Consider the following 14,429-nt stretch of genomic DNA (forward strand, 5'->3'; position numbering starts at 1 on the left):
GCACGGGCGACGCGACCACGGGCACCGGCAGGCCGAACCCGTCGAAGCCGGCCGCGGCCAGCACGGCGGCGGTATTGGCGACGGTGGCGATGGTGACCCAGCCGAAATAGAGCCCGAAGGTCCCGTCGGTGATGATCTCGTCCGCGGTTCCATTCGGACGGGTGCGCACCAGCAGGACGAAGATCCGGGCCAGCACGGCCAGCAGCACCACGATCACAATCAGGCTCATGCCGAGCCAGCCGGCCTGGACCACCCAAATCCACGCAGCATTGAGCAGCATCGCGACGACCGCCCAAGGCCGCAGCTGCCGCTGCCGCCCCGCACCGCGCTGGGCAGGCAGCAGCTGCCACACGGAGTACGCCAGCAGCCCCAAGTAGATCAGCGACCAGATCCGGAAGGCGCCCGACGCCGGAGCCAGCGGGGTGGAATCCTCATCCAGCCAGCCGCCCGCCGCATCCTGGATCGGCGTCCCGCCCAGCGCGCCGCTGCCGAGGAAGGCGCCGGCAATGGCGACGAGTGCGCTGGCCAGCACCAGCAGCGGGGCAGCCAGTCCGGCACCACGATCGACAGTCCGGCTCATTCGTCCTCCTTGGGGTTGGCAGCGCCGCCCGGGCGTGCTTGACTCGTTCTAATAATCTCGATAATCGAGAGATAAGCCAACTGTTATACCTGCGGCCTAAAGCGGCAGGGTGTGGAAAGGGCAACCCATGGCGACGTCGCTGGTCTGGTTCCGCGACGACCTGCGCATCCGGGACAACCCGGCGCTGCTCGCGGCAACGGCTGACTCGGCGGCTGCGGCGCTCTATACGCTGGACGAAGAAAGCGAGGGAATCCGGCCGCTCGGCGCGGCCGCGCGCTGGTGGCTGCACCACGCCCTGGAGGACCTGCGCAGCGAGCTGGACCGGCTCGGCATCCCGCTGCTGCTGCGCCGGGGACCAGCCGCGGAGGTGCTCACCGAGGTCGCTGCCGAACTGGGGGTCGCTGCCGTCTACTGGAACCGGCGCTACGGCGGGGCGGAGCGGCAGGTCGATGCGGAGATGAAGCAGCGGGCGGCCGAAGCCGGGATCCACGCGGAGAGTTTCCAGGCTTCCCTGTTGCACGAGCCCTGGCGGATCAGCACCGGACAGGGCACGCCGTACAAGGTCTTCACCCCGTTCCGGAAGGCCCTTTCGGAACTCGGTCTCCGTCCGCCGCTCGGTGCCCCGGAGCCCGGCCAGCGCTTCGGCGGGCCCCTGCCGCACTCGGACGAGCTGGACAGCTGGCAGCTGGTGCCGCAGCGGCCGGACTGGGCAGGGGGCCTGCGCGACGCATGGACGCCCGGCGAGGCTGCGGGCCACGAACTGCTGGAGGACTTCGTCGACGGTGCCCTGGCGGACTACGAGCAGGGCCGCGACCGTCCCGCGGTGCAGGGCACGAGCCGGCTCTCGCCCTACCTGCGCTGGGGCCACGTCAGTCCGTTCCAGGTCCGGGCCGCCGTCCTGGCGCGCGAGGCCGAACGGGGCAGCAGCGCGGTGCGTGCCTATTTGGGCGAGCTGGGCTGGCGGGAGTTCTGCTGGCACCAGCTCTACCACCACCCGCTGCTGGCAAAACAGAACCTGCGGCCGGAATTCGACGCCTTCCCGTGGCAGCGTCCCGGGAGCGGTGGCGGGGACGGGAACGACGGCGGCGCCTCGCCTTCCGTCCGGCTGCTCGCCTGGCAGCGGGGCAGGACCGGGGTTCCGCTGGTGGACGCCGGCCAGCGCGAGCTGTGGGCCACCGGCTGGATGCACAACCGGGTGCGCATGGTCTCGGCCAGCTTCCTCGTCAAGAACCTCGGGATCGACTGGCGGCTCGGCGAGCATTGGTTCTGGGACACGCTGGTGGACGCTGACCCCGCGACGAACCCGGCCAGCTGGCAGTGGGTCGCCGGCTCCGGCGCCGACGCAGCTCCCTTCTTCCGGATTTTCAACCCGCTCAGCCAACAGGCGAAATTCGATCCCGAGGGCCGCTACGTCGCACGCTGGGTGCCGGAGTACGGACAGCCGGACTATCCGGGACCGATCGTGGATGTGAAGGAATCCCGGCAGGCGGCGCTCGAGGCCTACCAAGCCCTGCGCGGGGACCTAGCCCTGCGCCAGGACAAGGCCGGCCGATGACGCCGGCCGTCTCCGTGGTGATTCCGTGCCTGGACGACGCAGGGCCGTTGGAAGCGTGCCTGGACTCGCTCGTCGGCCAGCTGGACCCGCCGTTCGAGGTTATCGTCGTGGACAATGGCTGCACCGATGACAGCGCGGAGGTCGCCCGGCGGTTCGGCGCCCGCATCGTTCACGAGCCGGTCCGCGGCATACCGGCGGCAGCCGCCGCCGGCTACGACACGGCCACTGGAGATGTCATCGCCCGCTGCGATGCCGATTCCGTCCTGCCGCCGGACTGGACGCGGCGCCTTGCCGCGGCGTTCGCGCTGGAGCCGGACCTTGACGCGTTGACCGGGCACGGAACGTTCTACGCCCTCCCCCGGCCCGCCGCCGTCGTGCTCTCCCAGCTTTACCTCGGCGCCTACCGGCTGGCGGCCGGCGCAGCGCTGGGACACCGTCCGCTCTTCGGCTCGAACATGGCGCTGCGGCGCTCCTGCTGGCTGGAGATCCGGGACCAGGTGCACCGCTCGGACCCGGAACTGCATGACGACCTGTGCCTGAGCTTCCACATCGGGCCGCTGCGGCGCGTCCGGTTCGACCGCGCCCTTGACGTGGGGATTTCACCGCGCGCCATTGCGTCGTGGCCGAACCTGGTGCGGAGGTTCCGGCGTGCCTTGCACACGCTGTCCGTACACTGGGCGCAGCAGCCTCCGGCGCAACGCTGGCAGTCGCGGCTTTCGGTCGGCCGGCGAAGTCCCGGCTGGCGACGTCCCGGCCGGCGAATCCAGATCGCAGATGGAAGGGGGCGCTCCTGATGGCGCAACGGGTCCTGGTGACGGGAGCGACCGGCTACATCGGCGGCCGGCTGGTGCCGCGGCTGCTGGAGGCCGGCTACGCGGTGCGCGTGCTGGTGCGGTCGCCGTCGAAAATCGAGGAAGTCCCCTGGCACGACGAGGTGGAGATCGCCACCGGTGACCTGGGCGATCCGGAAGCTGCCGCGCGGGCCTGCGCCGGCGTGGACACGTTTTTCTACCTGGTGCACTCGATGGGCTCGGGCGCCGGCTTCGAGCAACAGGAACTCCAGATGGCCCGCACCGTCGCGGAGGCCGCGGCCCGGGCCGGGGTGAGCCGGATCGTCTATCTGGGCGGCCTGCATCCCGAAGATGTGGAACTCTCCCGGCACATGCGCTCGCGCACCGCCGTCGGACGCGTGCTGCTGGAAGGCGCGGTGCCCGCGGTGGTGTTCCAGGCCGGCGTCGTGATCGGTTCCGGTTCCGCTTCGTTCGAGATGATCCGGCACCTGACCGAGAACCTGCCGGTGATGCCGGCGCCGAGCTGGGTGCGGCGCCGGATCGAGCCGATCGCCGTCCGCGACGTGCTGCACTACCTGGTGCACGCGCCGGAGCTGCCGGAGGGGCTGAACCGGACCTTCGACATCGGCTCGCGCGAGGTGCTGAGCTACGCGGGGATCATGTACGGGTATGCGCACGAGGCCGGCATTGCCCGCCGCCGGGTCTACTCGCTGCCGATCCCGGCGCCCAAGCTGGCCGGCTGGTGGGTTGCGCTGACTACCCCGATCCCGCACTCCATGGCGGTGCCGCTGGTCGAATCCCTCCAGCACGACGCCGTCGCCGCCGAGCACGACATCGACCGCTATATTCCGCCGCCGGAGGGCGGCCTGACCGGCTACCGCAAGGCGGTGGAGCTGGCGCTGGGCAAGCTCCGCAGCGACGACGTGGAGACCAGCTGGACCAACGCGTCGCATGGACCGCCGTCGGACCCGCTGCCGAGCGATCCGGAGTGGGCCGGCCGCACCGTCTACGTGGACGAGCGCACCCGGCACACTGATGTGGCGCCGGAGCACGTCTGGCGGGTGATCCAGGGGGTCGGCGCGGAGGACGGCTGGCACTCCTGGCCGGAAGCGTGGGCGGTCCGCGGCATCATGGACAAGCTGGCGGGCGGCGTCGGCCACACCCGCGGCCGCCGCAGCAGCCAGCGCCTGCGCGTGGGCGACGCCGTGGACTGGTGGCGGGTGGAAGCCCTGGAGGACTCGCCGGAGGGCAAGGTGCTGCGGCTGCACGCGGAGATGAAGATCCCCGGGCGGGCCTGGCTGGAGCTGTCCGCCCTGCCCGACGGCGCCGGGACCATCTACCGGCAGCGGGCGATCTACTTCCCCACCGGGCTCTCCGGCAAGCTGTACTGGTGGCTGGTGTGGCCGTTCCACGGGCTGATCTTCCCGGCCATGGCCCGCAACATCATTCAGCGCGCGGCGGCGTACCAGAGCAGCAGCATGGTGACGAAGAATCCGGTCACGTAGTTCAGCCAGAGGAACCGCTTCCAGCCGGCATTGCTGGCCTCCGCCCGGCTGCCCTCCACGGCACGGAACGGCCAGCAGTTCGCCAGGTAGGGCAGCGCCAGCAGGGCACCGAGCGCGCCAGGCCAGCCGGTGAAGAGCATCAGCACGCCTGCCAGTGCGTAGGCGGCGAGCGCGTACTTCACGGTCGCGGCGGCGCCAAGCACGGTCGCCACGGAAGCCACGCCGCCCTCCCGGTCCGCATTGATATCCTGCACCGCGCCGAAGGCCTGGCTGGCCATCCCCCACAGGAAGAACGCGCCAAGCACCGCCCACAGCCCGCCGGTGAAGTCGGCCCCGGCGAGCACCAGCCCGAACAGCGCCGGGCTGGTGAAGTGGAAGCTGGAAGTCATCGAATCCAGGAAGGGCTGCTCCTTGAACCGCAGCCCGGGCGCGCTGTAGGCGACCACCGCGAACAGGCTCAACGCCAGCACGGCCGCCGAGAGCCAGGTCCCCACCGCGAGCAAGAACGCCACGAACGGCAGCGGCAGCAGCACCGCCGCCAGCAGCGTGGTCCGGTGCAGCGAGCGGTCCAGCACGGCGCCCTCGGCTCCGCCCTTGCGCGGGTTGCGCACGTCCGATTCGTAGTCGAACACGTCGTTGATCCCGTACATCATGAGGTTGTACGGAACCAGGAAGAACAAGGTCCCGATGACCAGCGGCAGGTCCACGGCCTGCGCGGTAAGCAGGTAGGCCGCGGCGAACGGGTAGGCGGTGTTGACCCACGATACCGGGCGCGAGGACACCAGCAGGTTCCGCAGCACCGGGCGCGGCTTCAGGTCATTCGTCATGCGCATCCTTCCTCCGGCTGGATGTCCGCCCTGCCGGCAGCAGCGTCCACAGCGCCGGCAGCAGCAGGGCCGCGGCCAGCACGTAGGCGAAATCCTCCAGCGGGGCGAGCCCGATCCGCCAGCCCGAGATCTGCGCGTCGCGGTACGCGAACAGGCCGGAGGCGATCATGAGGTTGTCGAACACGGCCGTGAGCAGGCACAGCACCGCGAAGGTAATAACGACGGCGGTGCCCGCCTTCCGCGTCCGGCCGGTGGCCAAGGCAACGCCTGCCGCGGCAGCGACGAAGACGAGGTTGAGCAGCCAGTAGGTCATCGCCGCGCCGCCTCCTCGCGTCGGCCGGCCCGGGCGTCCGGCCGGAACGAGCCGGTGTCCAGCCGGCGCCGGACGAGCAGGTAGAGGTTCATCGTCAGGTAGCACAGGAAGGTCAGGAAGACAGCCTCCTCCAGCGGCAGCTCGGGGGCCAGCAGGATGCCGGTCATGAACTCCGTCTGCCCCCGGTAGAAGATGCCCAGTGCAATGCCGGCCAGGTCCCACGTGAGGAAGAAGGCCAGTCCGGCCAGCAGCACCACCGCGGCGCGCAGCGGGGCGGTCCGGAAGAACAGCCGCAGCCGCCAGTCCAGCACCGCCATCCCGGCGAGCGAGACCAGCAGCGCCGCCAAATAGAACAGCCCCGTCACCGCGCCGCCTTGACGTCGGCAGGAGAACCCTGCCCCGCTCCCCCGGAGGCCTCCAGCGGTTCCGGCAGCGCCGCCGTCGTAATGTCCCCGCGCAGGCGCTTGAGCAGGATCTCGGCGCTGATCAGGCACATCGGCAATCCGATGCCGGGAATCGTGGTGCCGCCCGCGTAGAACAGGCCCTCGACGCGGCGGCTCTTGTTGCTGCCGCGCAGGAAGGCGCTCTGCCGCAGGGTGTGCGCCGGGCCGAGGACGCCGCCGCGCCAGGAGTTGAAGTCGCGGGCGAAGTCCGCCGGGCCGACGGTGCGGCGGAGGCGGATGCGGCTGGCCAGGTCCGGGATGCCGGCCCAGTCGGCGATCTGCCCGATCACCGTGTCCGCGAGGCGCTCGACGCGCTCGCTGCCGGTACCTCCGACGCCGCCGGCGCCCAGCACGGGGTCGGCCGGGACAGGAACCAGCACAAACAGGTTCTCGTGCCCGGGCGGAGCGGCGCTTGGGTCCGTTGCGCTGGGCCGGCAGACGTAGATGGAGGCCGGCTCCGGGACCTTGGTCGGCCTGCCGAAGATCGCGGCGAAGTTGGCGTCCCAGTCCGCGGTGAACATGAGCGAGTGATGGGCCAGCTCCGGCAGGGCGCCCTCGACGCCGAGCATCAGCAAAACGGCGCCGGGGCCGGGCACGCGCCTCCGCCAGTACCGCTCCGGGTAGCTCTGCAGGTGTCGCGGCAGCAGCGCGGTCTCGGTGTGGTGCAGGTCTGCGGCGGAAACCACGGCGTCGGCGGCGAGGGTGTGCTCGGCTCCGGCGGCATCGCGGTAGCGGACGCCGAAGGCCCGGGCCTTGGTGCCGGAGCGTTCGGTCAGGATGGCGGTGGCCTCCACGCCGGTGATGATCCGGGCGCCATGGCCCTCGGCCAGGCCGGCGATGGCGCGGATGAGCCGGGTAAAGCCGCCCTGCGGGTAGAGCACCCCGTCGGCCAGGTCCAGGTGGCTCATCAGGTGGTACATGCTCGGTGCCAGCTTCGGCGCGGAGCCGAGGAACACGGCCGGGTAGCCGAGGATCTGGCGCAGCCGCGGGTCGCTGACGTGCCGGCCGGCCCAGGTATCGAGGGATTCGAGCAGCAGCCGGGCCAGCTTCGGCCCGCCGCGCAGCACCTCCGCGGTCAGCAGCGGCCGGACCGAGGCGAAGCTGGTGTAGAGGAAGTGGCGTTTGGCCAGCTCATAAGTCTTCCGTGCGGAGTCCAGGTAGGCGCCCAGCCGGTCCCCGGCGCCGGGTTCCAGCCGCTCGAAGAGCTCCTCGTTGAGCCGCCGTTCGCGCCGCACATCCACCGGCGCGCTGCCGTCCTCGAAGAATACCCGGTAGCCGGGGTCCAGCACCCGCAGGTCCAGCTGCTCGGCCGCTGTCGTGCCCAGCAGCCGGAAGAAGTGGTCGAACACCTCGGGCATCAGGTACCAGGACGGTCCGGTGTCGAAGCGGAAGCCGTCCTGCGCCCACTCTCCGGCCCGCCCGCCGACGGACTCCTGTTTCTCCAGCAGCGTCACGCGATAGCCGTCGCGGGCCAGCAAGGCGGCGGACGCCAAGCCGGCGATCCCGCCGCCGATCATGGTGATCCTGCTGCCCGGCGCCACCGCTCCGGCCGGTCCTGCCGGAGTCCGCCGCTTCACCGGTGGCTCCGCAGCAGGGCGGCCACGGGCGGCAGCTGCCGCAGCCGCTGGACCGGGGCGTGCAGGCCTGGCCGCGGATGGTCGACTCTGCGTCGCAGCAGCGGCCTTGGCAGCTGGCTGCACCAGACCTGCGCGACGAGCCGCAGCTTGGCCCGGTCCGGCACGCCGACCCGCCGCGTCAGAAGTTCCTGCGCAGGAGTGCGCCGCAGCCGGCGGGCCAGCTCGGCAAACAATGCGTGCACCGCTGCCACGGCCGTTTTGCTGCCGGCGGGCAGATCCGGAATGGCGGCCGCTGCGGCCGACAGGTCCGCCTCGATGCCGTCCAGCAGCTCGTGTTTCTGGGCTTCGCTGAAGCCGTCCACCGCCACGCCGGGAAAGTAGCTGCGGCCGAGGTCTTGGTAGTCGTCGGCCAGGTCGCGCAGGAAGTTCACTTTCTGGAATGCGGCACCGAGCCGCCGCGCCCCGGCATCCAGCCGCGCCACCCGCTCCTGAGCTACCGGCCGCCCGAGCAGGAACGCCCGCACGCACATCAGCCCGACAACCTCGGCGGAGCCGTACACGTACTCGTCGAAACTGGCGGTGCTGTGCGCCGAGCGGTCCAGATCCGTCCGCATTGAGGCGAAGAACGGCCTGATCAGTTCGGGACCGATCCCGGTGGCAGCTGCGGTCAGCCCGAAGGAGTGCACGACCAGGTTGGAGCTGTAGGCCCCGGCCGCCGCGTCCAGCGCCTCCCGCTCCAGCCGGTCAAGGCAGCGCCTGATGGCCTGCGGCTCCGAACCGCAGCCGGCACTGGCGCCGTCGACAATTTCATCCGCGATCCGCACCAGTGCATAAATGTTCTCCACGTGCCGCCGCACGGGTTTTTCCAGCAGTCGGGTCGCCAGCGAGAAGGAGCTGGAGTAGCGGCGGATGACGACGGCGGAGGCCTCCTGGGCAACGGACGCGTACAGTTCCGCTTGGGTTTTGTTGTCCATCACCGGCTCCTTTGCACCGCACGCTCGAGCAGGCCGTCGAGTTCGGCCAATAACGCCGCAGGCAGAGCTGCTTCCGCCAGTACCGCCCGGGCCCGGGCGGCGTAGCACTCCACCAGGTCTTCGACATAGCCGCGCGCGCCGCACTCCTCGAGGAGGTTCCGGGCACGGCGGACCTCTGCGGCCGACGGAGTTCCGCCGAGCAGACCGGCCAGCTCCTGCCATTCCGGGCAGAGCCGCGCATAGGCGATCAACGGGGTGCATTTGCCTTCCGCCAGGTCCCCCACGTTGGACTTGCCCGTCAGCTCCTCGTCGCCGAACATGCCGAGCAGGTCGTCGACCAGCTGGTACGCCGTCCCGATGTACCGTCCTGCCGTGCCGACGGCCTCCACCTCCCTCCCGGCGGCGCCGGCGAGCAGCGCCCCGGCGCGGAGCGGAGCTTCGAAGGAGTAGACCGCGGTCTTCAGCCGCGACATCTGCAGGACCTCCTGCAGCGAAGGCCGCCGCCCGGGCAGCGAAAACTCCACATCCAGTTGCTCGCCGCCGGCCGAGGCAAACACCGCTGCATCCAGTTCCTCCAGCAGACGCAGTCGCAGCTCCCCCGGCAGGTCGGAAGCCGCGACGAGCCGGTAGGCGCCCGTGAGGGCGAGGTCCCCGGCGATCACGGCGGCGGACTGCCCGCGATGGGCCGCTTCCTCCAGTGGAACGCCCCGTCCGGCGGCCCGGCTGCGGTAGGCGCCGGCCAGATTAGGCACGCCGCGCCGCTTGAAGTCCCGGTCGATCACATCGTCATGCAGGACCAGCGCGGTGTGGAGCAGTTCGAACGCCGCCGCCACCTCAGCGGCCTCCGCGGGATCCGGTCCACCCAGCCCGGCATAGGCCGACAGCACCAGCGCCGGCCGTAGCCGCTTCCCGCCATAGGTGGCTGCTTGCAGTGACTGCCAGAGCAGCGCGTAGTCCGGTGCCATGGCGTCGGCCCGCTTGAGCGCATCCTCGAAGTACTGCGCCAGCACGCTGTCCACGAGCGGCACCCCGCCGGACTCGGTCCCCCGGTCTGTTGCAGGGTACTGTCGAGCGATAGGGATCGTCATGGGTAATAGTAAACATGATTATTTCTCGGTAATCGAGAGAATTTCGGTGGGCGGCAGGGATGGAGCGCGCAGTGGAACTGGTAGTACTGGCCAATAACGACGGCGGCCGCATCGGCACCGCGGACAAGGCCACCGTGCACCATGCGGAGACTCCGCTGCATCTGGCCTTCTCCTGCCACCTGTTCAACAGCCAGGGCGAGTACCTGGCGACCCGGCGGGCGCTGTCCAAGAAAACCTGGCCGGGCGTGTGGACCAACTCCTTCTGCGGCCATCCCGGCCCCGACGAGGAGACGGCCGACGCGGTCCTCCGGCGGGCGCCGCAGGAACTCGGGACCGAGGTGGCGGACCTGCAGCTGGTCCTGCCCGACTTCCGCTACCGGGCCACGGATGCCAGCGGCATCGTGGAGCACGAGATCTGCCCGGTCTACGTAGCCCGCCTGCAGACCGATCCGGACCCCGAGCCGTCGGAAGTCGCCGAATGGAAGTGGGTACCGCCGTCGTTATTGCTGCAGGCGGTCACCGCCACCCCCTGGGCCTTCAGTCCCTGGCTGGCGCTTCAGCTGCCGCTGCTGGCCGAGGCATCTCCCGACCTCTTCGCGGACTGAGCCAGCGCCTTCTCGCGTGCGCGGACAAGGGCGTCGCGCAGTTCTTCCATGAACGTCGACAGCAGCTCGATCTCCTCGGGGCTGCGCCTGGCGACGACGCCCAGCAGCTCTTCGACCATCGGCGTGAAGATTTCCGACCCGCGCAGTCTGGCGCTGTCCGTGACCTCCAGCTGGACCTGCCGCCGGTCCGGACCGCTGCGGCTGCGGACCATATGGCCGACCTTGCTCAGCCGGTCCACCAGTGCAGTGGTCGCGGCGGAGCTCAGGGACAGCTGGCCGCCCAGCACGCCCGGGGTGATCGAACGGCCCTCGCGCTGCGCGTCAATCACGGCGGTGAGCGCATTGAGGTCCGTGCGGTGCATACCGTACTTGTGGCCCAGTGCCTCGATGTAGCGGTCCGTCTCCGTGGTGAAGCCCTGCAGCAGCAGCATCAGCTCCCGGCCGCGGTAGTCGCTTCCCGGCGGCAGGCCGGGCTCGAATTCGGCCTGGGAACCACCGCCCGGCGCAGGCTTTGCCGTGGCCGCGTGGGAACGAGCAGATGAACTGGGCATAGTGATTATCTTAATCCCCGCCCGGCAGCCTCATGCCGCTGGCCGGATCGCGGCGTAGAGCAGCACGTCCTTGCGTTCGCCGCCGATCTCCTGGTGGCTGCGCAGCAACCCTTCACGCTCGTAGCCGGCGGCCTCCGCGGTATGGATGGACGCTTCGTTCCACGGTTCGATGTAGAGCTCCACCCGGTGCAGCAAGGGCAGTGTCCAGGCGAACTTCGTCAGCGCGATCAGCGCTGCAGCCGCCACCCCCTGGCCGCGGGCCGACGGCGCCACCAGGTAGCCCGCCGTCGCACGCCCCGTCTCGACCGCCTTCAGCCACAGGCCGATCTGGCCCAGCGCCTGGTCCGTGGCGGCGTCGGCGATCGCGAAGGAGTAGCCCATGCCCTGCGCGAAGCGGCCGTTCTGTCGCAGGATCCAGTCCGTGCCTTCCTCTTCCGTGGCCGCCGGCGGCACGGTGCTGATCTGCGGAACGTAGGGGTCGCGGGAGAGCTCGGCGACGACGGCGGCATCCGAATCGCGGAACGGCCGCAGCACCACTGGACCGTGCGACGGCGGCGTCGCAGGCCATTGCAGCGGCAGCTCCACGTCCATGCCAGCGATTCTGCCACGCAAGCCGACCGGGGCAACCGGATTGGCCAAGTTCGGCCGGAAACCACGATTGGTTGGGCGGGCGGGCCTGCCGGTGCGAGCCCCGTAGTCAGCCCGCGAACATTGGGCTGATCTGGGTGACGAGCAGGTCCCAGAGCTGGCCCGACGGCAGCGGAGACAGGCCGGCGCCGCCGTCCGTGGAGCCGTAGCGGTAGAAGCCGGCCGCTCCGGCGTTGATGAGGCCGGCTTTGAAGCCACCAGGCTCAAGGACGAGCTGGTAGACCACCCAGGGTTCGTGCCAGGCGCGGAGGAACCGGGCGTCGGCGCCTTCCGGCGCGGGCGCCGCAGGGTCCCGGAACCGGGCTTCGAGCATCTCCACCGGCAGGACGTCGGGCGTACCAAAGATGGACCAGGCCGGCGCGAGGCCCATCCACCGCCCGACCAACCCGGGAACTGCGTCGGCGGGGACATGGTCGAGCTGGACGTTGCCGTCCGCACCTATGGTGCGGACGCCGTCGTCGTTAGGGTCCATCAGCCGGTGGTAGGACGGACCTGCTGCCACCGTGGCGCCTTCGGGCGAGAGCCACAGCAGCAGGCGGGAGTTGCGGCCGCCGCCGGCGGCGTGGAGCTGGACCAGGCCGGTTCGCTGGCGCATCGGGGCCACCAGGACCTGGCCTTCGCGGGTGAGCTTGCCGGACTTCGTGGCAAGGCCGGCCTGCATCAGCTGCTGGAGTTCGGCCTGCTTTCCGCGGACACCGAAGCGGCCCAGCAGGCTGCCGCCGGCGAGGTCGTCCAGCAGCTGCAGCGCGGCATTGTCGATCCACGGTCCCGCCGACTGATAGGGCTGCCTGGCGGCGATGCCGGAGAGCAGCTCGAGCTCCTCGCCCGTAATCTCCAGGGCCCACTCGTCGAGGCGCGGTTCTTTGGCCGGGAAGATGCTCATGCCGCCACCTCCGCGGGCCGGATGGTGCGGGCGATGTAGCCGAAGAGCGGCTCGAGGCTGTAGTACTGCCGGACGCCGCAGCTGAAGGTGAAGTCCACCGCCTGGCCGCCGATCCGGAACAGGTACTTCTCCACGTTGATGGTGCTGCCGGAGGCTGTGTAGGTGAACCCGATACGCCGTGCAGGAACGGGGTCGACGCCCCAGAGGTCGCAGGCGATGAGGTAGGAGCCGGTGTGGGCCGCCAGCACGGTGGCCATAGCGCGAGTGGACAGGCGCTGGATGGACATGTCCGTGGCTTCGCTCGTGATCACGAGGTTCGGGCGGAAGCCCTCGACCTTGCCTTCCGGCCAGGCCAGCACCAGGTCGGCTTCCGGTTGGTCGACGCGCTGCCATTCGGACGGATAGCTGAAGCCGAGGCCGGCGACCTGCGCCGGCGAGTAGCCCTCGGGGGTGGTGCTCATGGAGTCCTCTTGTCCGTGCTGTCGCGCCTGAAGGGGCTGAACTCGGTCCGGTCGCTTCCCCGGGCCTCCCAATCCTTGAGCCAGCGCGGCTTGAGGAAGGCGGGCATCCAGAAGAAGCTCAACACCAGCAGCACCATGCACACGGTCATGACGAGCCCCAGCAGGATGCCGGGCAGGGAGTAGCCGGATTCCAGCAGCCAGGTGACCGGTTGGGACAGGAGGATAGCGGCGCCGAAGTAAAGCGCGCCGAGGCCCAAATAGCCGCCGCGCAGCGTCCAACCGCGCGCTGCTCCACGGTAGGCGTTGATGCCATACACAAGCAGCGCCGCCCCGAAGACCAGGATGGCTGCTAGTCCCATAGTGAATTCCACACATCTCCTACGGCATCTCCGACGTCCATGATGGCCTCGCCGACCATTTCTCCGGCCTGGCTGCCGACGAAGCCGCCGATAGCACCGCCAACGATACCGCCGACGACGGCGCCCACCGGTCCGCCGGCCATCCCGATGGTGGCGCCCCACTGTGCACCGATGGCCGCCCCGGCCCAGCCGCCGGCCGCAGAGGAGCCGCCAACGACGGCGGCATTGGTCACCGCGCTGCGCTGGCGTTGGGACTCGGACCATTCCGGATGCTCGGCGAGGTCCTCGTTGTATTGGTCGCCGTAGGCACCATAGATTGCCAGGCCGACGCCCGCGACGCCGAGGGCCTTGCTGCCCGCGCGCAGGTGGGACGGCAGCGTGGGGATCGATGCTGCACTGGGACGTACGCTGCCGCCCAGCTGCTCCGGGTGGATGAGGCCGCTCGGCGGATGCAGGACCCCGTTCAGCTGGTAGGCATAGCGGGCGGTGCCGTACTGGGGCATGCCCGAATGCCAGATGCCCCATGCATCGGCCGCTTCCTGGGCAATGCTGCGGTAGTACGGGGTCAGCTTGGTGTTCTCCGGGATGCTGTACAGAACGCCGCTGTAGTCGAGCCCGTTCGAAAGGTTCGAGACGTCGTCGAGCGGCTGGTGGGCCAGGCCGTTGATCCGGTCCGCGTACCGGTAGACCAGGTCCGCGTACGACATGGCCAGCTCCGAGGTCCGGCCCGTCAGGTTGAAGTAGGTTGTCTCCTCCCTCACCTGGTCCGTGTAGGTCCTGGCGTTGTTGACCGCAATCTCGGCCTGCAGCGCATCCCTGGTTCCGACCAGCCCCCGGACTTCACTGGCGAATTCCCGCAGCGCCGCGGCGACAAGCTCCGCGCCGTCCCCGACATCGGCAGTCCGGGTTGCCACGCGGTCCAAGGCGGAATGGACCACGCCTTGTTCCGGAGCCCGGTAGGTCCCGGACAGCCCGGCCCAGCTCGCCTTCGCCGACTGCCCGGCTTCCTGGATGTCGCGGCCTGCAGCCGCAGCGTCATCCGCGGCGGAGTCGATCAGGTCGGGGTCGGCCCAGTCCTGCAGCGCGCTGTCGTCGACGTACATCAGAAATCCGCGCTGACGCCGGAAAACTGCTGGGCGTTCGCGGCCATCTCGAGGTCGCCCGCTGCATAGGCACTGATGGCATCGCGGGTTCCTGCAGCGGCGTTCTCCGCCCGGGTGAGGGCCGACTGCGTCGCCCCGGTGAGCCGCGCGGCCGCCTCGAGGACGG

Annotated in this window: 18 protein-coding genes; 4 read left to right on the plus strand and 14 right to left on the minus strand. The window is 70.1% G+C overall.

Features of this window, described 5'->3' with window-relative positions:
* The coding region (locus tag D477_RS18350) for a tryptophan-rich sensory protein (RefSeq protein WP_005273294.1) at positions 1-580 on the minus strand (580 nt) is incomplete at its 3' end.
* 127 nt (positions 581-707) lie between these two features.
* Here D477_RS18350 and D477_RS18355 point away from each other — a divergent pair.
* From D477_RS18355 to D477_RS18365, 3 genes are read left to right on the plus strand one after another with little or no spacing between them, the layout of a single operon-like run.
* Positions 708-2,135 carry a cryptochrome/photolyase family protein gene (locus D477_RS18355; RefSeq protein ID WP_005273296.1) on the plus strand — a complete coding sequence of 476 codons (1,428 nt, stop codon included), beginning with the start codon at positions 708-710 and terminating at the stop codon, positions 2,133-2,135.
* On the plus strand, positions 2,132-2,929 hold the full coding sequence (locus D477_RS18360; protein WP_005273300.1) for a glycosyltransferase family 2 protein: 798 nt from the start codon (positions 2,132-2,134) through the stop codon (positions 2,927-2,929). Before D477_RS18355 ends, D477_RS18360 begins: the two co-directional genes overlap by 4 nt.
* Positions 2,929-4,431: an SDR family oxidoreductase gene (locus tag D477_RS18365; protein WP_005273302.1), complete on the plus strand. Its 1,503-nt coding sequence runs from the start codon at positions 2,929-2,931 to the stop codon at positions 4,429-4,431. Before D477_RS18360 ends, D477_RS18365 begins: the two co-directional genes overlap by 1 nt.
* On the opposite strand, the gene D477_RS18370 is transcribed toward D477_RS18365, so the two are convergent.
* The 6 genes from D477_RS18370 to D477_RS18395 are packed head-to-tail and all read right to left on the minus strand — an operon-like array spanning position 4,374 to position 9,653.
* Positions 4,374-5,258 (minus strand): prenyltransferase, encoded by an 885-nt coding sequence (locus tag D477_RS18370; protein ID WP_005273305.1) that lies wholly within the window; start codon positions 5,256-5,258, stop codon positions 4,374-4,376. The two genes, D477_RS18365 and D477_RS18370, sit on opposite strands and share 58 nt — an antisense overlap.
* Positions 5,248-5,571 carry a lycopene cyclase domain-containing protein gene (locus D477_RS18375; protein ID WP_005273308.1) on the minus strand — a complete coding sequence of 108 codons (324 nt, stop codon included), beginning with the start codon at positions 5,569-5,571 and terminating at the stop codon, positions 5,248-5,250. Before D477_RS18375 ends, D477_RS18370 begins: the two co-directional genes overlap by 11 nt.
* Complete coding sequence (locus tag D477_RS18380; RefSeq protein WP_005273310.1) at positions 5,568-5,936, minus strand: lycopene cyclase domain-containing protein; 369 nt, start codon at positions 5,934-5,936, stop codon at positions 5,568-5,570. The genes D477_RS18375 and D477_RS18380 overlap by 4 nt, the downstream gene beginning before the upstream one ends.
* Positions 5,933-7,531 (minus strand): phytoene desaturase family protein, encoded by a 1,599-nt coding sequence (crtI, locus tag D477_RS18385; RefSeq protein WP_043847653.1) that lies wholly within the window; start codon positions 7,529-7,531, stop codon positions 5,933-5,935. Before crtI ends, D477_RS18380 begins: the two co-directional genes overlap by 4 nt.
* 56 nt (positions 7,532-7,587) lie before the next feature.
* Positions 7,588-8,565, minus strand: a complete 978-nt coding sequence (locus tag D477_RS18390) for a phytoene/squalene synthase family protein (RefSeq protein WP_005273316.1) — start codon at positions 8,563-8,565, stop codon at positions 7,588-7,590.
* Positions 8,565-9,653, minus strand: coding sequence for a polyprenyl synthetase family protein (locus D477_RS18395; RefSeq protein ID WP_150110197.1), 1,089 nt, complete (start codon positions 9,651-9,653; stop codon positions 8,565-8,567). The genes D477_RS18390 and D477_RS18395 overlap by 1 nt, the downstream gene beginning before the upstream one ends.
* Before the next feature lie 59 nt (positions 9,654-9,712).
* Between D477_RS18395 and idi the strand changes: the two genes are divergently transcribed.
* A complete protein-coding gene (gene idi / locus D477_RS18400; protein WP_043847648.1) occupies positions 9,713-10,258 on the plus strand; it encodes an isopentenyl-diphosphate Delta-isomerase in 546 nt (181 codons plus the stop codon).
* Here idi and D477_RS18405 read toward each other — a convergent pair.
* From D477_RS18405 to D477_RS23915, 7 genes are all read right to left on the minus strand, one after another.
* A complete protein-coding gene (locus D477_RS18405) occupies positions 10,210-10,809 on the minus strand; it encodes a MarR family winged helix-turn-helix transcriptional regulator (protein ID WP_005273324.1) in 600 nt (199 codons plus the stop codon). The two genes, idi and D477_RS18405, sit on opposite strands and share 49 nt — an antisense overlap.
* A gap of 30 nt (positions 10,810-10,839) precedes the next feature.
* The gene (locus D477_RS18410; protein WP_005273326.1) at positions 10,840-11,400 is read right to left on the minus strand and encodes a GNAT family N-acetyltransferase; all 561 of its coding nucleotides are present in this window, start codon (positions 11,398-11,400) and stop codon (positions 10,840-10,842) included.
* Between the two features lie 106 nt (positions 11,401-11,506).
* The gene (locus D477_RS18415; protein ID WP_005273329.1) at positions 11,507-12,340 is read right to left on the minus strand and encodes a hypothetical protein; all 834 of its coding nucleotides are present in this window, start codon (positions 12,338-12,340) and stop codon (positions 11,507-11,509) included.
* Positions 12,337-12,801 (minus strand): hypothetical protein, encoded by a 465-nt coding sequence (locus D477_RS18420; protein WP_005273332.1) that lies wholly within the window; start codon positions 12,799-12,801, stop codon positions 12,337-12,339. Before D477_RS18420 ends, D477_RS18415 begins: the two co-directional genes overlap by 4 nt.
* Positions 12,798-13,160, minus strand: coding sequence for a hypothetical protein (locus D477_RS18425; RefSeq protein WP_005273335.1), 363 nt, complete (start codon positions 13,158-13,160; stop codon positions 12,798-12,800). Before D477_RS18425 ends, D477_RS18420 begins: the two co-directional genes overlap by 4 nt.
* Positions 13,151-14,263 (minus strand): hypothetical protein, encoded by a 1,113-nt coding sequence (locus tag D477_RS18430; RefSeq protein ID WP_005273338.1) that lies wholly within the window; start codon positions 14,261-14,263, stop codon positions 13,151-13,153. Before D477_RS18430 ends, D477_RS18425 begins: the two co-directional genes overlap by 10 nt.
* Positions 14,263-14,429 (minus strand): DUF6507 family protein (locus D477_RS23915; protein WP_202804113.1); only part of this gene is annotated, 167 nt, incomplete at its 5' end. The genes D477_RS23915 and D477_RS18430, both read right to left, overlap by 1 nt.

The organism is Arthrobacter crystallopoietes BAB-32 (assembly GCF_000328305.2).
In the GTDB taxonomy this organism is placed as follows: Bacteria; Actinomycetota; Actinomycetes; order Actinomycetales; family Micrococcaceae; genus Crystallibacter; species Crystallibacter crystallopoietes_A.